The organism is Mesorhizobium sp. M0815 (assembly GCF_040319995.1).
Classification (GTDB): Bacteria; Pseudomonadota; Alphaproteobacteria; order Rhizobiales; family Rhizobiaceae; genus Mesorhizobium.
On the sequence record NZ_JAMYOU010000016.1, the window covers coordinates 1 to 23,070 of the forward strand.

The following is a 23,070-nucleotide window of genomic DNA, read 5'->3' on the forward strand; positions in this document are numbered from 1 at the left end:
CCCGCGCGGGCCCCCCCCCCACCCCTCCCCCCCCCCCCCCCCGGCGGCCCCGCGGGGTCCCCCGCCCGCCCCCCCCCCCCCCCCCCCCCCCCCGGGGGGCGCCGCCCCCAGGACCGGTCCGCAAGCGGCGGATGGCGATGCCGGCGACAGCCAGCTCGTGGGCGGCCCGCGATGCCGGCGGCAGCGGCGAGGGATCGAAGCCGTCCAGCCTGCGCTCGGCTTCGTCTAGATGACCAATCAGCAGCAGGCGCCGAACTTCGAGGTTGCGCGCATGCGCGGCGTTGACGCGGTCGCCATGCTTTTCAAGCGTCGCCCGCGCGGTGTCGAGTGCCTTGGCCGGCCAGGCGAGGTCGCGCGAGACGAGCGCGATCTCGGCCTCGGCGACGATACACCTCGCGCGGGCCACGGCCTCCCTCGGGCTGAATGCGTGCGCCGCCCTCTTGAGAAGAACCTTCGCCCTATTCAGGTCGCCAAGCTGCGCCATCGCGATACCGCGCAACGCAAGGGCCGGCGCATCGTCGCGCAGCGCAACCCGTTTCAAGGCGCCGAGCGGATCGCCCGCCGCGAGCGCATGCGCCGCGGCCGTGATCAGCGAGTCCATCGGAATCCCGTCACACTTGTCACTCCCATGGCTTCGACATCCGGCGCTAAGTCCATCTCACCAACCAGTCGTATCGAGAATGGCGACTGTAGCCAACCTGAGTTGCGACGCGCCTGAGTTGCGGCGCGATTATGCACTGAGCTCGAACACAACGATAAGCACTAGGAGAGACGCAATGAAGATCGAAGGCACAACTATCCTGGTGACTGGAGCCAATCGGGGCATCGGTCGGGCACTGGTCGAGGAAGCCCTGAGCAGAGGCGTAAAGCGCGTCTATGCCGCAACCCGCCAAGCCATGGCTCACCCCGACCGGCGTGTAACGTCCCTGACCATGGATGTAACGAACGCCGCGCAGATCCGGGAGGCCGTCGAGAAAATCGATGCTCTCGATATCCTCATCAACAACGCCGGCGTATCGCCCTTCGACGACCTCAGCGACCGTCGCGTGCTCGAACAACAGCTCGCCGTAAACCTCTTCGGCGCGTATGACGTGACCCAGGCTCTGCTGCCGTTGCTGGCCCGGTCGCGGGGAGCCATCGTCAACATTCTGTCGCTGGCCTCGATTGCCGCCGTGCCGTTCAGTCCGGCTTACTCGATCTCGAAGGCGGCCTCGTTCTCACTGTCACAGTCGTTGCGCACCCTCTTGGCCGGACGGGGTGTCAGCGTCCACAGGGTCCTTCCCGGCCCCGTGGACACGGACATGACACGGGGCCTGGACATCCCGAAGGCCTCTCCGGAGTCTGTTGCGCGAGCGATCCTGGACGGCGTGGAGAACGGCGAGGAGGAAATCTTCCCCGATCCCATGTCGGAATCCGTGGCGGAGGGTTGGCGCAGCAGTGCGGTCAAGGCGCTTGAACGCCAGTTTGCAGCCTATGCGGAAGCAAGCCCGTCAAGTGAAGCAAGCCCGTCAAGCAGTGGGCACGAAAGAAGCAGCGAAACGATTACCCGCGAGGCCCATCCTTGCTGCTCGGCCTGAAATTGCGGACGCTTGTGCAGGGGGCGGCGGCATCGCCGCTCTGGGCGGAAGCGAATCCCCACAAGCGAAACGGAGCATCATTTTCGCTTGTCGAAATGCGCTTCAGCTTCTTGTCGCCTGATACGCCTCTGATATCGCCGCCGGGCGAAAAAGACGATCAAGTCTGCCAGCCAACCTGGAGCATTGAGATGGAGCAAGGCATCACGCGCGCTATCAATTTGCCGACCATTCATCGCTACATTGGAAAAATCCGAGGGTTCCGTTTGTCGAGCTTCGACCCATTGACGAATACTCGCCCCGTCCGGCAGTTTCGCCGCAAAAGCCAGTTCACGTCTCATGCAAACCCACTCCACCCGGTGGCGCAATTCCTCCTCATAGCCAATGCCTCGCTGATGGAGACGCGCATGCGTCGCCTCATGCACTATCGCGCTGGCGATCTGGTCGGTCAGCGTGTGCTCGCCTAGAACAAATCGCCGATCAAGCTCGCAAGTCGAAGTCGATTTCACAAATTGCGCAGCGGCACCTGGATTGATTGTGATCCAGATCCGTTTGAGATCGCGGACCAGACGGCTGTATCGAACAGGGTCAAATTCTTGAATCAATCGCAGCGCGGCGGCAACCTTATCTGCATCTTTCCCACCGCTCTCGCCATTATAGAAAACTGGCAACCCATCGATCGTTCTCTTGTCGATCGACTTTATAGCCAACCAGCTGAAAACACGGATCACTATCTCTGAACCACGCCGCTTTTCAGTCTTCTCCGGATGGGGCAAGACTTTCCTCAGTTGCGGTCGTCGGGGAAACTTGGAATAGGCATGAACTCGACGCCGTCGTCGGCGAGGCTCTTGGCCTCGTCCAGCGTCGCCTCGCCATAGATGCCGCGCGGATCGCTTTCGCCGAAATGGATCTTGCGCGCTTCCTCGGCGAATTTGTCGCCGACATAGTCGGCATTCTCGCGCACCTTGTCGGCCATGGCCTTGAGCTGCGCCAGCGCCTGCTTCTGCGCCTCGCCCATGGCCAGCGCGATGCTTTCGCGCTTGCGCCCGGTGGAGACGGCAGGCGCCATCAGCGCCTTGTCGACCCTGTGCGAGCCGCAGGTCGGGCAGTCGACGAAGCCGCGCTTCTTCTGGGTGTCGAAATCGTCGTTGCTGCGGAACCAGGCTTCGAATTCGTGCTCGTGTTCGCAGATCAGGGAAAAGCGGATCAAGAGGCGGCACCCCTGAGACGCGGCGCCTGCGCCAAACCGGCGTTTACGGCAAAATCGCGTGCGTTTTTGAGATTCGGTATCTTCTTGCGCGCTGCGACCGACTGCGCCGGGTCGATTTCGGCGACGATCACCGCCGGCTCGTCATGCGCTGCTTCGGCGATGATGCGGCCCCAGGGATCGACGATCAGCGAATGGCCATAGGTTTCGCGACCGTCTTCGTGCACTCCGCCTTGCGCGGCGGCGACGACATAGGCGCCGTTCTCGATGGCGCGCGCCCTGAGCAGCACATGCCAATGCGCTTCGCCGGTCTGGCGGGTGAAGGCGGCGGGCACCGCAAGCAGATCGGCGCCGGCCAGCGCCTCGGCGCGGAACAGCTGCGGGAAGCGCAGATCGTAGCAGACGGCAAAGCCCAGCTTCGCGCCATCGATTTCGGTGACGACAGCCTCCGTGCCCGGCTCATAAGCGGCGGATTCGCGCCAGCTCTCGCCATTGTCGAGATCGACGTCGAACATGTGGATCTTGTCATAGGTGGCAATCGTGGCGCCGTCAGGCCCGAACAGAAGTGCGCGGTTGGCGAGCTTGCCGTCGGCGCGCAGAATGGCGGTCGAGCCGATATGCAGGAAGATGCCGAGTTCGTTGGCCAGCTTCCGCGACGTCGAGACGATGATGTCTTTGTCTTCGGAGGTGAACGAAGCGGCCCGGGCTTGGCTGTCGCGGATCAGCGCGCCGGTCATTTCCGGGGTCTGGATGTAGCTCGCGCCCAGGCCTGCCGCCTCGCGCACCAGCCGTTCCAGATCGACCGCATTGCGCTCCGGGCTGGTTCCCGAACGCATCTGGATCGCCGCCGCCTTGAAACCAGTCATCGTCATGTCCTTACCTGGCCGAGCCGTTGGCGAGCAATCTGTCCAGCCGTCCTTCCGCCTCCAATTCGTGGAGATCGTCGGAGCCGCCGACATGCGTGTCGCCGATGAATATCTGCGGAAAGGTGGAACGGCCGTGAGCCCGGGAGATCATCTCCTGGCGCAGCTCCGGCGAGAAGGAGGCGTCGTGCTCGGTGTAGGCGACACCCTTCCTGTCGAGCAGCCGCTTGGCCGCAGTGCAATAGCCGCACATCATCCGCGTGTAGATCGTCACATCGACCATCGGTCAGCAACCCTGCCTCGTTCCGCTGTCATATAGGCTATATAGGCGCCGATTCGTCGGCCCGAAAGTCCCCCGGCAGCACGCGCGCGAAGGTCAGTACGTCGACTGCGCCGGCACCGCCCTTTTTTAACGCCCTGGCGACCGCACGGACCGTGGCGCCGGTGGTGTAGACATCGTCGATCAACAGCACCCGGCGGCCGGCGATTTCGATCTCCGCTTCATCAGGCACTGTGAATGCGGCGCGCACATTTTCCTCGCGTTCCCGCCGCTCCAGCCCGACCTGCTGGCGCGTGAGTTTGACGCGCTTGATGGCTGATGGCGCGAAAGGCCGATCGCCGAGCTGCGCCACCGCCCGCGCCAGTTCCGCCGACTGGTTGAACTGCCGCCTGAAGAAGCGCCGCCAGTGCAGCGGCACCGGCACGACCACCTCGGCCTCGGCGATGAGCTCGGCACCGGCGCGAAGCATCCAGCGCGCCATCCACGGCGCCAGATCGGTGCGGTCCTGGTATTTCAGCCCTTGCACCATCTGGCGGGCAACGCCGGAATAGGCAACCGCCGCCCGCGCGCGCTCGAATGGCGGCGGGTCGGCTATCGCCTCCGCCGACAGGAACCCCTCACCCATATTGTGGGTGAACGGCGTGCCCATCACCGGGCACCATGGCCGTTCCAGCAGCCTGAGTTTCGGCCAGCAGGCGCCGCACAACACGCCGGGTTGCGAGACATGGCGGCGGCAGCCGGCGCAGACCGGCGGGAACAACAGGCGCGCCGGCCAGCCCAATGCCTTGCGGGCAATGCTCTTGATCGCAATACGCTTGATCTCCGGCATGGGATCGGCCACGTGGTTGGTCCTCCGCATCACTATATCAGAGAGCGAAGCACAAGGACCTGCCCATTGCAGCTTGTAATCGACACCTCGCTCTGGCTGGCGCACAAGCGTCGGGCACTGGCCCGCCCTATCGCCGGGGCGGATTTCCTCATGCGGCGGGCGGCCGAGGATCTTGCCGACCGGCTCGGCGCCGTCGAACGCAAGTTCGGCAAGGCGGCCTCATTGTTTTGCCAGACGCCGGCAGCAGCAGAGGTGCTCGCAGAAAGCGGCAAGGTAGCGGAAAACGTGCGCGTCGAGGCCGACGCCGCTTTCCTCGACGGCCGGCCAGGAGTGGTGGCGCCGTTGGAAACCGTGCCATTCGAGCCGGAAAGCCTCGATCTTGCTGTCTCGCTGCTGTCGCTGCAGGCGATGAACGACATTCCCGGCATGCTGGTGCAGATCCGCCGGGCGCTAAAGCCGGACGGGCTTTTCCTCGGCGCCTTCGCCGGCATAGGCACGCTCTCCGAACTGCGCGAAAGCCTGCTTGCCGCCGAGACCGAGCTCTACGGCGGCGCCAGCCCGCGTGTGATCCCGTTCACCGATGTCCGCGACGCCGGCGTGCTGCTGCAGCGCGCCGGCTTGGCGCTGCCGGTTGCCGACGTCGAGACGATTACGGTGCGCTACGATTCCCTCTTTGGCCTGGTCGCCGACCTGCGCGCAATGGGCGAGACCAGCGCGCTTGTCGACCGCAGCAGACGGCCGGGCACCCGAGCGCTGTTCGCGCGCGCCGCCGAAATCTATGCGGAGCGGTTTTCGGACGCCGATGGCCGCGTCAGGGCGAGTTTCTCGGTGGTCTGGATGTCAGGCTGGGCGCCCGATGCCTCTCAGCAAAAACCGCTGAAGCCGGGCTCCGCAAAAATATCGCTGAAGACGATCCTGGAAAACCCCGGCGGCCCCTGAGCATATCCCTGCGCAAAAGCTAGGCGTAGCCCTGCGCAACAGCCGAGCGAATCACTGCGCAAATGCGTTGGCAAGCCTGCTGCTGTTGTCGCTGAACAGCCACTCGATCGCACCGGCAGCCTGGCCGATGCCTGTGACAATGGCAAGCGACAGCACGGCCACGATCAAACCATATTCGATAGCCGTCGCACCCCTCTCGTCTTCTAAAAATCGTTGCAGCAAGATTTTCATGGGCGCCCATCCCTCTTGCCGGAACCTAGCGCCGACCCGTTAAGAAAGATTAACGTGACAGGCTTAACGCGCGGTGAAACAGCTGCATTCCAATGCATGTCGCGCAAAAGTGTGCAGCGGTTTTGCGATAACGACATGCATCGAAACATAAGCGCGTCGCACGAGGCCGGTCGAACGCGACGCGCTTCAGATATCTGTTGAGGACGTCAGCAGTCACCGCTGCTTCTGCCATCGGCCCGAATGACGCAAACCGAACTGGGCAGCGGCTGCAGCACGCTCTTGCGCAGCGTATAGCTGTCGCGCTGGCCGATCGAGCCGGTGCTCATTGTATCAAGCCCATCGCGGGCAAACTGCGATCGGGTCCGGCTGTCGAGGTAGGGTGTCGCGATCAAGGCCAGAGCCACCGCGGCCGAGCCGAACAAAAGGGCGATGCGCAATATTCCCATGCCAGCATTGGCGGCGCCAGGAAGGCGATCGGGCCAAGGCAAGTCCCAGTCCTTGTCGAAGCTCATGCAAATCGCTCCCCAGCGGTGGAATCGGCGTAACCGCTTTGCGTCAATTTTTCACGGCCAGATAAATCTTTCATTAACGCTGCTGATATCGCTTCGCGGAGCTGCCCGGTTTACGGGAGATCGGCCGTTACAGCAGATCGATGAGGAACTGGATCAGCGGGGCATCGGCCGGCGGCATTGGAAAATCGCGCATCTGGCGCGGCCGCACCCATTTCAGCACCTGCCGTTCCTTCGGCTGGGCAATGCCGCGGAAGCGACGGCAGACGAACAGCGGCATCAGCAGGTGAAAATCATCGTAGGAATGGCTGGCAAAGGTGAGTGGTGCCAGGCAAGGGATATCGGTCTCGATGCCGATCTCCTCATACAGTTCGCGGATCAGGCATTGTTCCGGCGTTTCGCCGGGCTCGACCTTGCCGCCCGGAAACTCCCATAGGCCGGCGAGTTGCTTGCCTTCGGGCCGCTGCGCCAAAAGCACGCGCCCGTCGGCATCGACTAGCGCGCAGGCCGCAACCAGGAGCAGGCGCTTGCCGACCGTGTCTGAGCCGCTCATGCGCCTTGTGGCCGGCGATAGTGATAGCGATAGACTTCGTCGAATCCGAGCAAACGGTAAAGCGCCAGCGCCGGCGCGTTGTCCGCCTCGACTTGCAGCCAGGCTTCCCGCGCCCCGCGCAGTCGCGCCCATTTCAGCGCCGATCGGATGAGGTGGCGGCCATGGCCCTGGTTGCGCACCGATCTGTCGGTGGCGATCTCGAACAGCCCGGCAAGGTCGCCGTCATGCACGCAGATCAACGTTGCCAGCGGCTCGCTGCCGTTCTCCAGCGCAAACAGCCCGGCCTCCGGCTGGATGGCGCCAATGATCTCCGACAGGCCGGGCCGTAGCGACACGTCCGAACCGCTCACCTTGAGCGCTGCGCCGATGAAACGGCTGATGTCCTTCAACGGAATCTGGTCCATGGCGTCGTCGAGCATGGCGTCCGCCAGCGGCAGCCGCATGACCAGCGACTCCGCGAATGTGCTCCAGCCCTCGCCGTCGAGGTACTTTGAGAGATCCGGCCCAGACAGCGGCGAGACGCGAAAGGTCAGCGGCCTGCCATAGGCGTCGAAGCGACGGCTGGCGCGGCCGATGCGCTCGGCAATGTGCTGGATGTCGCCCGGATCGAGCGGATTGACCGAATTCAGCCGCTTGGCCGGATGGCCGGCCGTCAGCCGCACGACCCAGGTGCCGTCATAATGGACGGCGGCCGCCGGCCAGGCGCGAAAGCCAGCCGCCTCGTAGCGGCGCACGATCGCCAACACGCTTGCCGGATGTCTGGAAGCCAATGTCATCAGCTCCGATAATCGCCATTGATGGCGACATATTCCTTGGTGAGATCGCAGGTCCACACCGTCGCCTTGCCGCGGCCGATGCCGATATCGGCGCGGATGCGGATCTCGTCGCGCTTCATATACGCCGAAGTCGCCGCTTCGGAATAGGCGGCGTCGCGCTCGCCCTGATATGCCAGGCGGTTGTCGCCGAACCAGATCGACAGAAGGTCGCGGTCGGCCGGTTCGCCGGCCTTGCCGACGGCCATGACGACACGGCCCCAATTGGCGTCCTCGCCGGCGACTGCCGTCTTGACCAGCGGCGAATTGGCGATCGACAGCGCGATGCGCTTGGCCGAGCGGGCCGATTTGGCCCCGGTGACGGTGACCTCGACCTGCTTGCGGGCGCCCTCGCCGTCGCGCACCACCTGTAGCGCCAGCGACTTCAACACCTTGCCGAGGGCACGGCGGAACGCGCCGAGGCGCGCATCCTTGGGGTCGGAAATCGCCGGCGCGCCACGCCTGGCGGCAGCAGCTGTGGCGAACATCAGCAGCGTGTCGCTGGTCGAGGTGTCGCTGTCGACGGTGACCGCGTTGAAGGTCTTGGCCGTGCCGCGCGACAAGAGATCCTGCAGCGCCGGTGCTGCGATCGGCGCATCGGTGGCGATGAAGGAAAGCATCGTCGCCATGTCGGGCGCGATCATCCCCGCGCCCTTGGCGATGCCGTTGATGGTGACGTCGGCATTGCCGAGCTTGACCGTCGCGGTCGCCAGTTTGGGATAGGTGTCGGTGGTCATGATTGCCTTGGCGGCTTCGGTCCATAATTCCGGCTTGCCGTCCTTGATCAGCCCGGCCAGCAGGTGGCTGAACTTACCAGTATCGAGCGGTTCACCGATGACGCCGGTCGAGGCCAGGAACACCTCGCCTGGCGTGCAGCCGGCCGCCTTCGCCGCCGCCTCGCCCGTGAGTGCGGTCGAAGCGCGGCCCTTCTGGCCGGTAAAGGCATTGGCATTGCCGGAATTGACGACCAGAACGCGCGCCTTGCCCGCCGTGAGGTTTTGCCGGCAGAAGTCGACCGGCGCCGAGGGGCATTTCGACCTGGTGAACACCCCGGCGACGGTGGTGCCGGCGTCGAACACCATGGCCAGCAGATCGGTACGGTTCTTGTATTTTATGCCGGCCTCGGCGGTGGCGATGCGCACGCCCTCGATGGTCGGCATCTTGGCATATTTCTTCGGCGCGAGCGGCGAAACCTGTGCGGACATGGAAGACCCCGGGCGGGAAAATCGCGAAAGGAACGCCGGTTTGCCCGATAGCGCGCGTCGGCGCAAGCCGTTTTCACAGCCGTTACGGGTGCCGGACGCCTGACACTGCCTCATGCCGCAAGCAGGGCTGTTGCAAATTTGTTGGCATCGCTGCGGCCGATAGCGCTATGATCCTGCCCCATGGGCAGGCTTGTGGTCTTGGCACTGGCGTTTCTGGGCTTTCTGCTGCTGCGCGCGGATGCGCAGACGGCGCGGCGCGTGGCGCTTGTGGTCGGCAACGGCAGCTACGCCAAAGCCGGCACGCTGGCCAATCCCGTCAACGATGCGCTCGACATTGCCGACAAGCTGCGCGCCATCGGTTTCGAAGTGATCGAAGGCAACGATCTCGGCAAGCGCGAGCTCGAACGCAAGATCGGCGAATTCTCCGATGCGCTGCAGGGCGCCGGTGCCGGGCTGTTCTACTATGCCGGCCACGGCCTGCAGGTCGACGGGCGCAACTTCATCGTGCCGGTCGACGCCAGGCTGGACATGCCGGTCAAGCTCCAGCTCGAGGCCGTGCCGATCGACGAGGTCCTCGACATCATGGAGCAGCAGACCAAGGTCAGCCTGGTCTTCCTCGATGCCTGCCGCAACAACCCGTTTGCGCGAAGTCTCAGCCGCAGCGCCACGACGCGCTCGGCGACGGCTCTCGCCGGCCTCGCCCAGTTCCAGTCGACACGCGGTTCATTCATTGCCTTCTCGACGGCGCCCGGCGCTGTGGCAATGGACGGGACGGGGCGCAACTCGCCCTTTGCGGCGGCACTTTTGCGGCATATGGCGGAGCCCGGACAGAGCATCAACGACATGATGATCGCGGTGCGCCGCGATGTCGTTTCCGCAACGCGCGAGGCGCAGCGTCCCTGGGAGCAGGGATCGCTGCTCGAGCGTTTCGAATTTGTGCCGGGCGGAGACAGTGCCCAGCAACCGAAACCGGCCGTCACCCCGGCGCCCGCGTCTGAGGTCGCAGCGCTCGAACGCTCCGTCGGCGACAAGGGCGCCATCGAGCAGTTTCTGCGCCACGACTATCTGGCGCCTGATGCCAAGGCGATGCGCGAGACCGTCAAGCGGCTTTACGGTGCGTCGGCCACCATCTACGGCACGCGCTACGACAGCGAGGCCATCGTCAAGGTCAAGACCGACTGGTTCGCGCAATGGGCGTCGTGGTCGTTCGGTCTCGAGCCCGGCAGCCTTGAGGTGACGCCGCACGGCAAGGACCGCGCCGATGCGGTTTTCGCCATGACCTACGATTATGTGCCGAAGGACCACTCGGCGCAGCGGCTGACCGGCAAGGCACGGGTCATGCTGGAACTCGTGCTGGCCGACGGCGAGTGGCGCGTTGCGTCGGAAACGTCGCAGGCGCTGGAATGAACATCACCGGACCGCTGGGTTAATGAACCCGCGAAACGCCCGCTGCACGCCCGGAATCAGTCCCCAGATCATGATCGAGACCATCAGCGGCGCGATGACCAGTGTACGCTGCCAGATTTGCCACTCCTTGGTCAGCGGAAAAACCATGTACAAAATGGCAGTGATCAGCGGGTAGACGCCGAGCAGCACCAGCAGGGCGAAGCGCAAGCGCGAAAAACGCGTGGCGACAGTCGAGGTCATTGCTGTTCTCCTTATCGTTACGGAACGTTCCGTTACATATGAAACGGATCGTTTCGTTTCGTCAAGGGGCTGTGTATGATGGCTGCTGAGATCATCGGCAAGGAAGACGAGATGGGCGAAACCACCGATCCCGGGCGCAAATCAGCCGGCGCACGGCGCAGCCCCGAAAGCGCCGATGCCATTCTCGATGCCGCCGAAGCGGTACTGGTCGAAGCCGGCTATTCCGGCTTCTCCATCGAGGCGGTGGCGCGGCGGGCGCGCGCCGGAAAACCGACGATCTATCGCTGGTGGCCAAGCAAGGCCGCTCTGCTGCTCGACGTCTACCAGCGGCAAAAGCGTGTCGACAATCCCGACACCGGGAACCTTGAGCAGGACCTCGTCGGCTTCCTGAAGAGCTTGTTTGCGCACTGGCGCGACACATCGTCGGGCAGCGTGTTCAGATCGCTGATTGCCGAGGCGCAGTCGGACGAAAAAGCGGCCGCCGCCCTTGCCGAATACGCGAGAGGCCGTCGTGTCCACACCGGCCAGATGGTCGAACGCGCCAAGGCAAGGGGAGAGGTGGCAGCCGATGTCGATGCCACTGTCGTCGCCGACCTGATCGCCTCGTACGCCTGGACGCATCTTCTGACGAACCGCCTCGACGAGGACGAAGCGACGCTGCACAGGGCGGTCGGCTATGTCTTGAAAGGCATCGTCGCTGGCGATGCCGGCGATGCCACGGCGGTCCGGCGGCAGCGTCGACGCATCATCGTTCGCCCTACCAAATAGAAGCGACAGGGCGGCAGCGCGCCCTGTCGTAGCTCAATCTGGCCTATTTCGCGCTTTCCAGTGCGTCGACCGTCTTCTTCAGGTTGGCATCGGGGATGTCGACCTTGGCGTTGGCGCGCAGCGACTTGACCAGCGCGAAATACTTGTCGCGGATGACCGCCTGGCGGGCCTGGTCCTTGACCTCGTCGAAGGCCGGCGGCTGCTTGGTGCGCTTGTCCTCGACCTTGATGACGTGCCAGCCGAACTGCGACTGTACCGGCTGCTCGGTGTATTTGCCGACCGCCAGCGCAAACGCCGCCTTGTCGAATTCCGGCACCATCTGGCCAGGCCCGAACCAGCCGAGATCGCCGCCGCTGGTCTTGCCGCTCGGATCGCTGGTGTGCTCGTTGGCAAGCTTCTGGAAATCGGCACCGCCGTCGAGCTGCTTGATGATGGCGTCCGCCTCTTCCTTCGTCTTCACGAGGATGTGACGGGCGTGCACCTCGTTGGTGGGCGGCGTGTTGGCGATTTCCTGGTCGTAGCGGGCGCGGACCTCGGCATCGGTAACTTTGTCGACGACGCCCTTCTCGACCATTTCGCCATGCAGCGCGCGCTGCTGCAGGAATGCCATGCGGCGCTGGAAGTCGGGATCCTTGTCGAGGCCGGTGGTCACCGCCTGGGCCGCCATCACGCGGATTTCGATCGCCGCCGACAGCGCCGCGGCGCGGCGCTGCTCGGGCGGAAGCTGCGCGAACTGCTGCGACAGCTCGCCCTCGGCAAGCCCAAGGTCTGCCTCGGTCAGCGTCTGGCCGTTGATGGTGGCGACCACGGCGTTCGGATCGACCGGCTTGGCCGCCGGGGCGGGTGCCGCCGGCTGGGCAGGGGCGGCTTCCTGCGCCATCAACGGCGACAGCGAGAGGGCCGACAGCCCGAATGCCAGACCAAGGCTGGCGAGCGACGCGCGGCGGAACAATACAGACATTACGATTATCTCCAAAGCGGGGTAGCTAGAGCGGAATGGCTTCCAGACCAGCAGGATTGTGGCGGAATTTGGCGCGGTCGACAGGGCGAGCGCGGCGTTGACATCGAATGAGCCCCCTCTTATCTGTCCAACGACTTTGCGTCCAGAACCGTTTTCCGGGCGCTTTTTGCGTTTGTCCGCGTTCACGCGGATTTGATGGGGGCCGGCCGGCGCCCGTCGCAATGACTTGGAATGCTATCGAAAGGGCCATTGGATGGTCAGTCTCGGCGGTCTCGCCCGTAAGGTTTTCGGCTCCTCCAACGATCGTCGGGTCAAATCGACCCGGCCGCGCGTCGAGGCGATCAATGCCATGGAAAACGAGATGCGGGCGCTTTCCGACGCCGAGCTTCAGGCCCGCACCGACAAATTCCGCCAGGACATCGCCAACGGCGCCAGCCTCGACGACCTTCTGGTGCCGGCCTTCGCTACCGTGCGCGAGGCCGCCCGCCGCGTGCTCGGCATGCGGCCGTTCGACGTGCAGCTGATCGGCGGCATGGTGCTGCACAATGGCGGCATCGCCGAGATGCGCACCGGCGAAGGCAAGACGCTGGTGGCGACGCTGCCGGTCTACCTTAACGCGCTCGCCGGCAATGGCGTCCATGTCGTCACCGTCAACGATTACCTGGCCACGCGCGACTCCGAATGGATGGGCCGCGTCTACAAATTCCTCGGCCTCAAGGTCGGCGTCATCGTCCACGGCCTGTCCGACGAGGAGCGCCGCGTCGCCTACGCCGCCGACGTCACCTACGCCACAAACAACGAGCTCGGCTTCGACTATCTGCGCGACAACATGAAATACGAGCGCGCCCAGATGGTGCAGCGCGGTCACAGCTACGCCATCGTCGACGAAGTCGATTCCATCCTGGTCGACGAAGCCCGCACGCCGCTGATCATTTCCGGTCCGCTCGAGGACCGTTCGGAAATGTACAACACCATCGACACCTTCATCATCCAGCTGCAGCCGCAGGACTACGAGATCGACGAGAAGCAGAAGACCTCGATCTTCACCGAAGAAGGCACCGAGAAGCTGGAGAACATGCTGCGCGATGCCGGCCTGCTCAAGGGCGAGTCGCTCTACGACGTCGAGAATGTCGCCATCGTCCATCACGTCAACAACGCGCTGAAGGCGCACCGGCTGTTCCAGAGGGACAAGGACTATATTGTCCGCAACGGCGAGATCGTCATCATCGACGAGTTCACCGGCCGCATGATGCCCGGCCGCCGCTATTCGGAAGGCCTGCACCAGGCGCTCGAGGCCAAGGAGCATGTGGCGATCCAGCCGGAGAACCAGACGCTCGCCTCGGTCACCTTTCAGAACTATTTCCGCCTCTACAAGAAGCTGGCCGGCATGACCGGCACGGCGCTGACCGAGGCCGAGGAATTCGCCAACATCTACAATCTCGACGTCACCGAGATCCCGACCAACCTGCCGGTCATCCGCATTGACGAGGACGACGAGGTCTACCGGACGGTAGAGGAGAAATACAAGGCGATCGTCAAGGAGATCAAGGAAGCCCGCGCCAAGGGCCAGCCGACGCTGGTCGGCACGACTTCCATCGAGAAGTCGGAGCAACTGGCTGAACGCCTGCGCAAGGAAGGTTTCAAGGATTTCGAGGTGCTGAACGCCCGCCACCACGAGCGCGAGGCGGCGATCGTCGCCCAGGCGGGCAAACCGGGCGCCATCACCATCGCCACCAACATGGCCGGCCGCGGCACCGACATCCAGCTCGGCGGCAATGCCGACATGCGCATTGCCGAGGAGCTTGGCGACATGCCGGCCGGCCCCGAGCGCGAGGCCAGGGAAAAGGACATCCGCGACGACATCGCCCGGCTGAAGGAAAAGGCACTCGCCGCCGGCGGTCTTTATGTGCTCGCCACCGAACGCCATGAATCGCGCCGCATCGACAACCAGTTGCGCGGCCGCTCGGGCCGCCAAGGCGATCCCGGCCGCTCGAAATTCTTCCTGTCGCTGCAGGACGACCTGATGCGCATCTTCGGCTCCGAGCGCATGGACGGCATGCTGCAGAAACTCGGCCTCAAGGAAGACGAGGCAATCATCCATCCGTGGATCAACAAGGCGCTGGAAAAGGCGCAGAAGAAGGTCGAGGCGCGCAACTTCGACATCCGCAAGAACCTGTTGAAATATGACGACGTCTCGAACGACCAGCGCAAGGTGGTGTTCGAGCAGCGCATCGAGCTGATGGACGGCGAAGGCTTGTCCGAGACCATCACCGAGATGCGCGAAGGCGTCATCGAGGAGATCGTCGCCAAGAACATTCCCGAAAACGCCTATGCCGAGCAGTGGAACGTCGCCGGGCTCAAGGCCGAGATCGCCGAATTCCTCAATCTCGATCTGCCGGTCGAGGACTGGGTCAAAGAAGAAGGCATTGCCGAGGACGACATCCGCGAGCGCGTCAGCCAGGCTGCCGAAGCCGCCGCCAAGGAGCGCGCCGAGCGCTTCGGCCCCGACGTGATGACCTATGTCGAGCGCTCCGTGGTGCTGCAGACGCTCGACCATCTGTGGCGCGAGCACATCGTCAATCTCGACCATCTGCGCTCGGTCGTCGGCTTCCGCGGCTATGCCCAGCGCGATCCGCTGCAGGAGTACAAGGGCGAGGCGTTCGAGCTGTTCCAGGCGATGCTGGGCAATCTGCGCCAGGCCGTCACCGCGCAATTGATGCGCGTCGAGCTGGTCCGCCAGGCGGCGGACGCGCCGCCGCCCGAGGCCCCTGACATGTTCGGCAGCCATATCGACGGCAGCACCGGCGAAGACGATTTCGACGGCGGCGAGACGGCCGTGCTGGTCCGCCAGGAAAGCAACGCCATCGTCGCCCCCGAAGACCGCGACCCGAAGAACCCGGCAACCTGGGGCAAGGTCGGCCGCAACGAGGCCTGCCCGTGCGGGTCGGGCAAGAAGTACAAGCACTGTCATGGGGCGTTTGCGTAAGGCTGCGCTTTCCTTCTCCCCGTGATGGGGAGAAGGTGCCCTAAGGCGGGGCGGCACGGACGTCTGCGACTAGCCAATCTCCCCACCTGAGGGGGAGATGGCCGGCAGGCCAGAGGGGGGCGGTGTCCCGCCGACACCAAAATACGCATTTCGAATTTTCTGTATCTCGACCGGCGGTGGTGTTTGAGTTTGAAATCTAATAGCCGGGTGACGCACGCGCTGATGTCCGCGCTTCATGAAGATCGGAACCTGCTAAAGTGGGTAAAGACACTACTTTGATTCAATAACCCCGTTCGAGGTCGATCTTGTTGGACAGAGGCTCTCCTCTGGCGACTTGACCGCAGAGATCGGCGGCCTGGTCGATTCCAGAATCCACCCAGAAGCTCGCGACATGAGGTGTGACGGTCACCTTGGGATGAGTCCACAACGGCGATGAAGCCTCCAGCGGTTCACGCTCAAACACGTCAAGACAAGCACCAGAAAGCTGACCTTCGTCGAGAGCGCGGATCAGGTCGGCTTCGTTGACATGCGCGCCCCTGCCGACATTCACAAGGTAGGCACCTCGCTTCATTTTTCCAAAGGCACTCAAGTTCAGTATCCCACGAGTCTCACCAGTCAGGGGAAGTGAACAGATAACGTAGTCCCGACTTGTGAGTGCGCCCGCAAGCTGGGCACGGCCAAAGTAACTGTGTATGCCAGGAAGCGTCTTTTGATGACGAGACCAGACTGCTGTGTCGTAGCCAAAGTCCGCAAACAGCTTTGCGGCCCAGCCACCGATCCGGCCCGCACCAAGCACAACTATTCTTGTCTCGGAGATCTTCCGCGGCGCGATCGGATTCCACAACTTGCGGGCTTGTAGACTCATGTAATCCGCAACATGCCGTTGCTGGCAGAGAACGCGAAGGACGATGTACTGCACCACTTCCGAAGCCTGCTCACGCGTTGCGAGCCTGATGAGCGGAACACTCTTGGGAAAGCTCTGAAGATCAATACCCTCGACACCGGCTCCCAAATAGACGACGGCGCTTAGCCCCGTCATGGCATCAAAAAAGCCAGGACTGGCGCCCTTGTCGATCAGCACAATGTCTATGTCACTTTTGTTCCCGGCGTCTGGCCAAAGCCTGAACTCCAGCTGCGGCACACGGGTTTTCAGCTCAGCAGCCCACACTTGTGCATCAATGTAGTCAGGATACTCATTGACCATCAGAACGGTAATGGGCTCGCCTAACACTTCGCCCCTCCCAGATTCAGGTAATCAGGCATCCACCGGATTACCGTTCTGTTGAGACTGAGGTTTGCGCAAACTGGCACCAGTTGCAAGATCAGACCCCGGCAAAAATGGCGTTGGTGATCCGCCAAAGCCGTGATGTCTGCCCGCTGCCGGCCGAGGATGTCGATTTCGCTTTCTTCAAGGCATAGTTCTCCCCTTGTTTTGCTGAAACGCATGACAACCGGGCCGGTCACGCCGGTGATGGATGGGGCGATGGCCGGAGTTCCGCGATCAGCCGCAGGATGTCGGTGAAGAGTTGCCTCGGGATAGCGACCTCCGCATCTGGAAGGCGACATAACGCCCATGGCTGATAACCTCGGCAACGATCTTGATGAGCTTCTTTGTGAGCTGGTAAGTGGTGCCAGAACATCCTTCCTGGCCTTTAGGTCCGGTTGGCATTCTTAGTTCTCCGCATGGCTAAAGACGACAGCGCCGTTGTCCTTACGAACTTCAACGGACACGATTCCATCGTCACCCTTTCGGGTTTGGAACATGGAGGTTGCATGATCTTTCGCGGTCTTCTCGTCGTCGAAGATCACCTTGTCGACGATGCCCTGCCTTCCATACCAAATGACAGTGTAGACCATTGTTGCTGCCATGCGTTCCGCTAAGCATATAGGCGTTTTCGCATATGGGGCAAACGAGATAGGCGTTTCCGCGTATTTCAAACTGAGACACTAAAGAGCAGGGTGAAGGGTTGCGCGAATGATGAATATGAAGCAGCGCGCCGCCCCTCATCCGCCTGCCGGCACCTTCTCCCCGTGAACGGGGCGAAGGAACACCCACCCAACCGTTTCTTAATGTGTTTTCGCTACACGCATAGCCAGAAAAGAAGCGGAAAACGGAGTGTGATCGGGGTGCGCTTTTCCGCGGCGACGACAGCCGGGCGGTTCCTGCCGCAGCGCTTTGCGCTGCGCATAAGGCCGCTGCTTGGCCTGATCGATGCCGTGCTGTTCAGCGCCGGCGAGCGCGGCGAAGCCGGCCGCATGTCGCTGATCGCCTTTTCGGTCCGCATCGTCAGCGCCGTCATCGCCTTCGTCAGCCAGGTCTTGATGGCGCGCTGGATGGGCTCGTTCGAATACGGCATTTTCGTCCTCGTCTGGGTAACGATGGTCATCGTCGGCAACCTCGCCTGCCTTGGCTTCCACACCTCGGTCATCCGCTTCATTCCCGAATATCGCGAGCGCGGCATGCTGGCCGAATTGCGCGGCATCGTGCAGGCCAGCCGGCTGTTCGTGCTGGTTGCCTCGACGGTGATCGCCGGTCTCGGCGCGCTCGGCGTCTGGCTGCTGTCGTCCTATATCGAAAACTATTACGTCATGCCGTTCATCCTCGGCATCATCTGCCTGCCGATGATCGCCATGTCCGACCTTCTGCAAGGGCTGGCGCGGGCCAATTCCTGGGCGCTGTTTGCGCTGTCGCCGACATTTCTGGTGCGGCCGCTGCTGATTCTGGCGTTCATGGCGCTGATGCTGCTGGCGGGCTACGCGCCCGATGCCAAAACGGCGATCTTTGCCGCAATCGCCGCCACCTACGCCACCACGCTCGGCCAGCTCATCGGCGTCACCTCGCGGATGGACAGACGGATCCCTGCCGGGCCGATGAAGCTGCATTTCGGCCAATGGTTCATCGTCTCGCTGCCGATCTTCCTGGTCGAGAGCTTCTTCTTCCTGCTCACCAATGCCGACGTGCTGATGGTCGGCGCCTATCTCGAACCCAACGACGTCGCCGTCTATTTCGCCACCGTCAAGACGCTGGCGCTGGTGCATTTCGTCTATTTCGCTGTCAAGGCCGGCGTTGCCCAGCGCTATGCGCAGTTCACCCATGGCGAGCCGCACAAGCTCGCCGCCTTCGCCCGCGAAACCGTGTCGTGGACGTTCTGGCCGTCGCTGGCGATGGCGCTGCTGGTGCTGGCCCTGGGCGAGCCGATGCTGACCTTGTTCGGCCCGGAATTTGCCGCCGGCTATCCGCTGCTGTTCCTTTTGGTGTTCGGCGTCGTCGCCCGGGCCGCCGTCGGCCCTTGCGAAAGCCTGCTCACCATGAGCGGCAACCAGAACATCTGCGCCGCCGTCTACGCCATGACGCTGGCCTTCAACATCGCGCTCAGCGTCGTGCTGATCCCGCTCTTCGGTCTGTGGGGCGCAGCGATGGCCACCGTCTTCGCCATGATCTTCGAGGCCGGCGCGCTGTCCTTCACGGTCTGGCGCAAGCTCGGCATCGCCATGGTCATTTTCGTGCCCGCCAAAGGAGCCGCCTGATGGCTGCCGTCCCCTTGCTCGAGGAAACCAGCGGCGGCCCGGCCGGCGCCATGGTGTCCGGCCTTGCCGGGCTTGCGCGCGAAGCCGATCCCGCCCATGTCGAGATCCTCGCCAACAACCGGCCCGAGCGCAAGCTTGCCATCTATCCGGCCTCCGCCGGCTTCGACCTGGTCGAGGAGCTCGACTATCTCTGCACCCGCACGATCGAGCCGAACGTCTTCTTCAATCCGCGCTTCCTGGCTCCGGCCATGCCGAGGCTCGAGGACCGCGAGGTGCGGCTGGCGGTCATCCGCGACGGCGACCAGTATCGCAACCGGCTGCGCCTGCTGGTGCCGTTCTCGGTCGAGCGGCCGATGGTGCCGCTCGGGATTCCCGTCATGCGCACCTGGTCGAGCCCGTTCGGCCCGATCGGCACGCCGCTGGTCGATCGCGACGATCCGATCGGCGTCATCGAGGATTTCTTCTCGATGCTGTCCAGGCCGCATCTCAAGCTGCCGAAGGTCTTCGTGCTGCCCGACATAAGGCTGGATGGTCCGGTGGCGAGCCTGCTCGCCAGCGTCGCCGAGACGCGCGGCCTGACGCTGGTCACCACCGGCAAGGCCGACCGCCCGGTGCTCGAAAGCGAGCTCGACGGCGAGGCGTATCTGAAGGCTTCGCTGCGCGCCCACCATTATCGCGAGTTTCGCCGCCTGAAGCGCCGCCTCGCCGACCTCGGCCGGCTGGAGCATGTCGTGGCGCGCGGGCCCGACGAGATCCGCCACGCCATCGAAAATTTCCTGACATTGGAGGCCGCCGGCTGGAAAGGCCGCGAGCGCACCGCCATGGCCATCGACCGCTACCGCGCCGCCTTCGCCCGCGAGGCGGTGCACCGGCTGGCCGAGCAGGATCTTTGCCGCATCCATTCGCTGACGCTCGACGGCCGCACCATCGCCTGCCTGGTCGTCTTCGTCGAGGCCGGCGTCGCCTATACCTGGAAGACCGCCTATGACGAGACGCTCGCCGCCTATTCGCCGGGCACGCTGCTGATGATCGAGGTGACCAGGCAGCATCTCGACGACCCCAACATCATGATGACCGATTCCTGCGCGGTGCCCGACCACCCCGTGATGAGCCGGCTGTGGAGCGAACGCAAGCCGATGGGCACGCTGGTGATCGGGCTGACGCCGGACGCCGACCGCCCCGCCCGCCAGGCGGCCTCGCAGCTTCACCTCTACCGCGAGACCCGCAACATGGCGCGCCTGCTGCGCAACCGGATGAGAAGCCTGCTGCGGCGACGGTAGCGCATCGGGTCCAAAGGGGGACCCGGCCCGGCCGACCGTCTCCGCACCATCGACCTGCTCCGGCCTAGGTCGTCAGGGTTAATTCTCCCGATCAGCGGAAAGGATTAGCATCGACGCAGTCCCAACAGGGATGAGGCGATCAATTACGGCCGCGCGTCCAGCATCACTGCCGCCTCGGTCCTGCACGGCCAGAAGAAAAATCTGGGAGGAATGCATGACGAAAACAACTCACCTCAGGCGTCTCGGTATCCTCACATTGGCAGGTCTCGTCGGCGCGTGTCTGAACGCCGCCGCTCCTCGGGCCGCCGAACCCGACAAGGCCGAGATCGATGCCCTGCGTAAATCGCTGTCCAGGTATGAAGACTACAAGGTTGCCATTCGCGAGCTTTATCTGTCGACGGTTGGATGCGTCTTCTACAGCGGCGAAAAGGTAGAGGGAGCGATGGACTACCCGAAGGGCGCGATGGGCATCCATTTCGTCAACGTCACGACTGTCGGCCCGACCGCGGATCCGACGCGCCCCAATGTGCTGATCTATGAGCCGGTCGGCGGCGAATTGCGCCTGGTCGGTGTGGAATGGCTCGTGCCCTTGACGCCGGACACCAAGGAGCCGCCGAAGCTCTTCGGCCAGACATTCATGGGGCCTATGGAGGGGCATTATCCGCTCATCCCGAAGGAGTTCCACCACTACGACCTTCACGCCTGGCTGTTCAAGGAGAACCCGCTCGGAATGTTCAGCCCGACGAACCCGGACGTGAAATGCGACAATTATGCGTTTCCGATGCCGGAGCAGCCGACCAAGATGGTGCCGGGGCCGATGTGATAGCGGCTCGGGCTGCGATCCGCAGCTTGCCAGGAAGGGCTGCCGGATCTCAGACGTTATCCCAGAGGACGCTCCTGGGATAACGCCCAAGTAACCTCTCGAGGTTTCCCGGAAGAAAATGGTGCCCTCAGCCCGGATCGAACCGGCGACGCATCGGCAGCCTAGGGCAATTTCGCCATAGCGCATTCGCTGCGGGGCCGTTGGGCTCGCAGCGCGGTCGCCTATGACTTGGCGGGCATGGCTTGGACGAAAGCCGCCATCTGGCGTTCGAGCGCCTTGAACGCGCTGCCGCGCCAGCTCTCGGCCATGGACGCCGATTTTGGATCGGGGAAAATTTCCTCCTCCCCTCGCGCCATGCCGTCCAGGATACCTTTCGCGACGCTCTCCGCAGAGCTCTTCGGGATGTCGGCGTCTCTGCTCATGTCGGTGTCTATGGGACCGGACAGGACCGCATGAACGCTCACGCCACGAGCGCCGGCGAGAGCACGGAGCGATTGCGTCATGGAGAACGCGGCGGCCTTCGACAGCGAGTAGGACGGAATAATCGGGAAGGGAACGAGGGCCGCTTCCGACAGGATGTTGACCACGGCGCCGCGCGAACTCGTGAGCAGCGGCAGGAATGCGTCGGTTACGCCGTGCACGCCGAGCAGGTTGACGGCGAGGTGTCGCTCGAGCGCAGCACGATCGCCGAGGTCGTCGTAGAGCCCGATGCCAGCATTGTTGATGAGGATATCGAGAGACCCGACCCTTTCGACAGCCGCCTCAATCTGCGCCGTATCGGTCACGTCCAGGATCAGCGGCGTGACACGCCGATCCGCGTGGGCGAGCGGTTTGCGCGCGCCGGCATAGACGCGCTTGGCACCCCGCCTCAATATTTCCTCGACCAGCGCCTTGCCGAGGCCGCGGTTGGCCCCGGTTACCAGAACGGCCTTGTCTGTGACTTCCATCGATTTTGGCACGGCGATCTCTCCTCCTACTTGCATGAATGCAAGCCATTCGTTCTTGCATCATGCAAGTAGGTTATAATTTTCTGTTCCATGCTTGGATGCCGTCCACCATTGCATTGCTCCAGGGCAGCCGGCACCGGCACCGTCGCCGGGCGAACCCTTGCAATCAGGACCCGACTTCCAATGTCGTGTAGGAGATCGGCGAAGGCCGCTCCAGGAAGGCGCCGGTTATGGCCGAAACGAAATTCTTCGCGTCCGCCGAGCCCAGAAAAGCGTCGCGCTCCTGCTTCGATGCCCAGCGCTCGACGCAGATGGTAACGTTCGGCTCTGCCTCCGAGCGAAAGACGCTGTAGTCGATGCATCCGCTTTGCTTGCGGGCCGCGCCGGCTACGTCCCGCAGGGCATCCCGCACCTTGCTCTCGATGCCGGGCTTCGCCGCTGCCGTCGTCATGACGATCATCTCGGCGCCATCGCTCGCTGTCTTGCGCTCGAGGCCGATGTTCTCGTTTTGCGGCACGACCGTTGGATTGGCGTTCTCTTCGCCCTTGTTGGGCTGCCCCTTGCCCGTCGAAATCAGGTCGCGAAGACTCGCGACATAGAAGCGCCAGGAGTCATGGCAGACGTCGTAGCATTCTTCACTCGGCTTCAGCCCGACATGGGTGAAGCGCAGCTCGGTACCCTTGTCGGTCGGCGCGATCTCGAAGACCACGTCCGTGCCGGTCCACTCGGTCGCATCCTTGACGAAGTTGAAGTAGTTCTGGACGACGTGCCAGACGACCTTCTTGCCGGGCACAAGCTCCGTAACCTTGAAGGTACCGCGGTGGATATCCTTGAAGTGATAGTAGAATATCGCACCGGGCTTGTTGGTATCGCCGTCGATGTCTTCGGACCACCAGGCGCGCGGATTGACAACCGCCGCAAAAACCTCTTCCGGGCTTTGCTCAACGACAAATGACGTCGTGTAATCTTCATCCTTTTTCATGACATATCTCCTGTCTGGATCCGACGGTTGATGGGCACCCAAGTCTCGGGCGATGAAGTGAGCGACGCTCTCTCGAGCTCCATCGCTTGCATCATGCAAGCACAATGCATACTTGCATGATGCAAGTCAACAGGGTATGTTCACGC

General features: G+C 63.3%; 24 protein-coding genes and 1 pseudogene. 8 read left to right on the forward strand and 17 right to left on the reverse strand.

The window, feature by feature from the left end; translation table 11 throughout:
* Positions 1-97: 97 nt before the first annotated feature.
* A pseudogene (locus NKI01_RS18375) lies at positions 98-601 on the reverse strand (helix-turn-helix domain-containing protein); the annotation flags it as partial.
* Between the two features lie 175 nt (positions 602-776).
* On the opposite strand from NKI01_RS18375, the gene NKI01_RS18380 reads away from it, so the two are divergent.
* A complete protein-coding gene (locus NKI01_RS18380) occupies positions 777-1,577 on the forward strand; it encodes an SDR family NAD(P)-dependent oxidoreductase (protein WP_352591071.1) in 801 nt (266 codons plus the stop codon).
* 77 nt (positions 1,578-1,654) lie between these two features.
* Here the strand turns inward: NKI01_RS18380 and NKI01_RS18385 are convergent, their stop codons facing one another.
* The 5 genes from NKI01_RS18385 to NKI01_RS18405 are packed head-to-tail and all read right to left on the reverse strand — an operon-like array spanning position 1,655 to position 4,765.
* Positions 1,655-2,350, reverse strand: coding sequence for a hypothetical protein (locus NKI01_RS18385; protein WP_352591074.1), 696 nt, complete (start codon positions 2,348-2,350; stop codon positions 1,655-1,657).
* Between the two features lie 8 nt (positions 2,351-2,358).
* Positions 2,359-2,784 carry a DUF1178 family protein gene (locus NKI01_RS18390; protein WP_352895383.1) on the reverse strand — a complete coding sequence of 142 codons (426 nt, stop codon included), beginning with the start codon at positions 2,782-2,784 and terminating at the stop codon, positions 2,359-2,361.
* A complete protein-coding gene (locus tag NKI01_RS18395; RefSeq protein WP_352895384.1) occupies positions 2,781-3,647 on the reverse strand; it encodes a carbon-nitrogen hydrolase family protein in 867 nt (288 codons plus the stop codon). Before NKI01_RS18395 ends, NKI01_RS18390 begins: the two co-directional genes overlap by 4 nt.
* A gap of 10 nt (positions 3,648-3,657) precedes the next feature.
* Positions 3,658-3,927 carry a glutaredoxin 3 gene (gene grxC, locus NKI01_RS18400; RefSeq protein ID WP_023721036.1) on the reverse strand — a complete coding sequence of 90 codons (270 nt, stop codon included), beginning with the start codon at positions 3,925-3,927 and terminating at the stop codon, positions 3,658-3,660.
* Between the two features lie 37 nt (positions 3,928-3,964).
* Entirely contained in the window at positions 3,965-4,765 is an 801-nt protein-coding gene (locus NKI01_RS18405) for a ComF family protein (RefSeq protein ID WP_352483542.1), read from the reverse strand.
* Positions 4,766-4,819: 54 nt separating this feature from the next.
* Here NKI01_RS18405 and NKI01_RS18410 point away from each other — a divergent pair, with 54 nt between their 5' ends.
* Positions 4,820-5,692, forward strand: a complete 873-nt coding sequence (locus tag NKI01_RS18410) for a methyltransferase domain-containing protein (protein ID WP_023721038.1) — start codon at positions 4,820-4,822, stop codon at positions 5,690-5,692.
* A 51-nt stretch (positions 5,693-5,743) separates the two neighbouring features.
* On the opposite strand, the gene NKI01_RS18415 is transcribed toward NKI01_RS18410, so the two are convergent.
* From NKI01_RS18415 to argJ, 5 genes are all read right to left on the reverse strand, one after another.
* Entirely contained in the window at positions 5,744-5,923 is a 180-nt protein-coding gene (locus NKI01_RS18415) for a Flp family type IVb pilin (RefSeq protein WP_023721039.1), read from the reverse strand.
* Between the two features lie 206 nt (positions 5,924-6,129).
* Positions 6,130-6,435, reverse strand: a complete 306-nt coding sequence (locus NKI01_RS18420) for a hypothetical protein (RefSeq protein ID WP_023721040.1) — start codon at positions 6,433-6,435, stop codon at positions 6,130-6,132.
* A gap of 127 nt (positions 6,436-6,562) precedes the next feature.
* Positions 6,563-6,985, reverse strand: coding sequence for a (deoxy)nucleoside triphosphate pyrophosphohydrolase (locus NKI01_RS18425; RefSeq protein WP_352483541.1), 423 nt, complete (start codon positions 6,983-6,985; stop codon positions 6,563-6,565).
* Entirely contained in the window at positions 6,982-7,761 is a 780-nt protein-coding gene (locus NKI01_RS18430) for a GNAT family N-acetyltransferase (RefSeq protein ID WP_352483540.1), read from the reverse strand. The genes NKI01_RS18425 and NKI01_RS18430 overlap by 4 nt, the downstream gene beginning before the upstream one ends.
* Positions 7,761-9,002: a bifunctional glutamate N-acetyltransferase/amino-acid acetyltransferase ArgJ gene (gene argJ / locus NKI01_RS18435; RefSeq protein WP_352483539.1), complete on the reverse strand. Its 1,242-nt coding sequence runs from the start codon at positions 9,000-9,002 to the stop codon at positions 7,761-7,763. Before argJ ends, NKI01_RS18430 begins: the two co-directional genes overlap by 1 nt.
* A 180-nt stretch (positions 9,003-9,182) precedes the next feature.
* Between argJ and NKI01_RS18440 the strand changes: the two genes are divergently transcribed.
* Positions 9,183-10,409, forward strand: a complete 1,227-nt coding sequence (locus NKI01_RS18440) for a caspase family protein (RefSeq protein WP_352483538.1) — start codon at positions 9,183-9,185, stop codon at positions 10,407-10,409.
* A gap of 3 nt (positions 10,410-10,412) precedes the next feature.
* Here NKI01_RS18440 and NKI01_RS18445 read toward each other — a convergent pair whose 3' ends face one another.
* Complete coding sequence (locus tag NKI01_RS18445; RefSeq protein WP_352483537.1) at positions 10,413-10,649, reverse strand: putative antibiotic biosynthesis monooxygenase; 237 nt, start codon at positions 10,647-10,649, stop codon at positions 10,413-10,415.
* A gap of 111 nt (positions 10,650-10,760) precedes the next feature.
* Here NKI01_RS18445 and NKI01_RS18450 point away from each other — a divergent pair, with 111 nt between their 5' ends.
* Positions 10,761-11,417: a TetR/AcrR family transcriptional regulator gene (locus tag NKI01_RS18450; RefSeq protein WP_352964236.1), complete on the forward strand. Its 657-nt coding sequence runs from the start codon at positions 10,761-10,763 to the stop codon at positions 11,415-11,417.
* 43 nt (positions 11,418-11,460) lie between these two features.
* On the opposite strand, the gene NKI01_RS18455 is transcribed toward NKI01_RS18450, so the two are convergent.
* Positions 11,461-12,378, reverse strand: coding sequence for a peptidylprolyl isomerase (locus NKI01_RS18455; protein WP_352495602.1), 918 nt, complete (start codon positions 12,376-12,378; stop codon positions 11,461-11,463).
* A 253-nt stretch (positions 12,379-12,631) separates the two neighbouring features.
* Here NKI01_RS18455 and secA point away from each other — a divergent pair, with 253 nt between their 5' ends.
* On the forward strand, positions 12,632-15,364 hold the full coding sequence (gene secA, locus NKI01_RS18460; protein WP_023721048.1) for a preprotein translocase subunit SecA: 2,733 nt from the start codon (positions 12,632-12,634) through the stop codon (positions 15,362-15,364).
* A gap of 280 nt (positions 15,365-15,644) precedes the next feature.
* On the opposite strand, the gene NKI01_RS18465 is transcribed toward secA, so the two are convergent.
* Positions 15,645-16,595, reverse strand: a complete 951-nt coding sequence (locus tag NKI01_RS18465; RefSeq protein ID WP_156948167.1) for a 2-hydroxyacid dehydrogenase — start codon at positions 16,593-16,595, stop codon at positions 15,645-15,647.
* Positions 16,596-17,035: 440 nt separating this feature from the next.
* Positions 17,036-17,221 carry a hypothetical protein gene (locus NKI01_RS18470; protein ID WP_031194557.1) on the reverse strand — a complete coding sequence of 62 codons (186 nt, stop codon included), beginning with the start codon at positions 17,219-17,221 and terminating at the stop codon, positions 17,036-17,038.
* A gap of 270 nt (positions 17,222-17,491) precedes the next feature.
* Between NKI01_RS18470 and NKI01_RS18475 the strand changes: the two genes are divergently transcribed.
* The 3 genes from NKI01_RS18475 to NKI01_RS18485 all read left to right on the forward strand — a co-directional run bounded on the left by NKI01_RS18475 (position 17,492) and on the right by NKI01_RS18485 (position 20,995).
* On the forward strand, positions 17,492-18,892 hold the full coding sequence (locus NKI01_RS18475) for a lipopolysaccharide biosynthesis protein (protein ID WP_352483566.1): 1,401 nt from the start codon (positions 17,492-17,494) through the stop codon (positions 18,890-18,892).
* Entirely contained in the window at positions 18,892-20,172 is a 1,281-nt protein-coding gene (locus NKI01_RS18480; protein ID WP_023721052.1) for a GNAT family N-acetyltransferase, read from the forward strand. Before NKI01_RS18475 ends, NKI01_RS18480 begins: the two co-directional genes overlap by 1 nt.
* 214 nt (positions 20,173-20,386) lie before the next feature.
* The gene (locus tag NKI01_RS18485; protein WP_023721053.1) at positions 20,387-20,995 is read left to right on the forward strand and encodes a hypothetical protein; all 609 of its coding nucleotides are present in this window, start codon (positions 20,387-20,389) and stop codon (positions 20,993-20,995) included.
* 221 nt (positions 20,996-21,216) lie between these two features.
* On the opposite strand, the gene NKI01_RS18490 is transcribed toward NKI01_RS18485, so the two are convergent.
* The gene (locus NKI01_RS18490) at positions 21,217-21,954 is read right to left on the reverse strand and encodes an SDR family NAD(P)-dependent oxidoreductase (RefSeq protein WP_352483536.1); all 738 of its coding nucleotides are present in this window, start codon (positions 21,952-21,954) and stop codon (positions 21,217-21,219) included.
* Positions 21,955-22,108: 154 nt separating this feature from the next.
* Entirely contained in the window at positions 22,109-22,924 is an 816-nt protein-coding gene (locus tag NKI01_RS18495; protein WP_352857485.1) for an antibiotic biosynthesis monooxygenase, read from the reverse strand.
* Positions 22,925-23,070: the final 146 nt, after the last annotated feature.

Bases quoted from the DNA above. Each gene is read 5' to 3' on its own strand.
- NKI01_RS18455 (WP_352495602.1), bottom strand. From the start codon at position 12,378: ATGTCTGTATTGTTCCGCCGCGCGTCGCTCGCCAGCCTTGGTCTGGCA.
- secA (WP_023721048.1), top strand. From the start codon at position 12,632: ATGGTCAGTCTCGGCGGTCTCGCCCGTAAGGTTTTCGGCTCCTCCAAC.
- NKI01_RS18440 (WP_352483538.1), top strand. From the start codon at position 9,183: ATGGGCAGGCTTGTGGTCTTGGCACTGGCGTTTCTGGGCTTTCTGCTG.
- NKI01_RS18480 (WP_023721052.1), top strand. From the start codon at position 18,892: ATGGCTGCCGTCCCCTTGCTCGAGGAAACCAGCGGCGGCCCGGCCGGC.
- NKI01_RS18425 (WP_352483541.1), bottom strand. From the start codon at position 6,985: ATGAGCGGCTCAGACACGGTCGGCAAGCGCCTGCTCCTGGTTGCGGCC.
- NKI01_RS18470 (WP_031194557.1), bottom strand. From the start codon at position 17,221: ATGGTCTACACTGTCATTTGGTATGGAAGGCAGGGCATCGTCGACAAG.
- NKI01_RS18485 (WP_023721053.1), top strand. From the start codon at position 20,387: ATGACGAAAACAACTCACCTCAGGCGTCTCGGTATCCTCACATTGGCA.
- argJ (WP_352483539.1), bottom strand. From the start codon at position 9,002: ATGTCCGCACAGGTTTCGCCGCTCGCGCCGAAGAAATATGCCAAGATG.
- NKI01_RS18415 (WP_023721039.1), bottom strand. From the start codon at position 5,923: ATGAAAATCTTGCTGCAACGATTTTTAGAAGACGAGAGGGGTGCGACG.
- NKI01_RS18495 (WP_352857485.1), bottom strand. From the start codon at position 22,924: ATGAAAAAGGATGAAGATTACACGACGTCATTTGTCGTTGAGCAAAGC.
- NKI01_RS18450 (WP_352964236.1), top strand. From the start codon at position 10,761: ATGGGCGAAACCACCGATCCCGGGCGCAAATCAGCCGGCGCACGGCGC.
- NKI01_RS18430 (WP_352483540.1), bottom strand. From the start codon at position 7,761: ATGACATTGGCTTCCAGACATCCGGCAAGCGTGTTGGCGATCGTGCGC.
- NKI01_RS18445 (WP_352483537.1), bottom strand. From the start codon at position 10,649: ATGACCTCGACTGTCGCCACGCGTTTTTCGCGCTTGCGCTTCGCCCTG.
- grxC (WP_023721036.1), bottom strand. From the start codon at position 3,927: ATGGTCGATGTGACGATCTACACGCGGATGATGTGCGGCTATTGCACT.
- NKI01_RS18395 (WP_352895384.1), bottom strand. From the start codon at position 3,647: ATGACTGGTTTCAAGGCGGCGGCGATCCAGATGCGTTCGGGAACCAGC.
- NKI01_RS18420 (WP_023721040.1), bottom strand. From the start codon at position 6,435: ATGAGCTTCGACAAGGACTGGGACTTGCCTTGGCCCGATCGCCTTCCT.
- NKI01_RS18380 (WP_352591071.1), top strand. From the start codon at position 777: ATGAAGATCGAAGGCACAACTATCCTGGTGACTGGAGCCAATCGGGGC.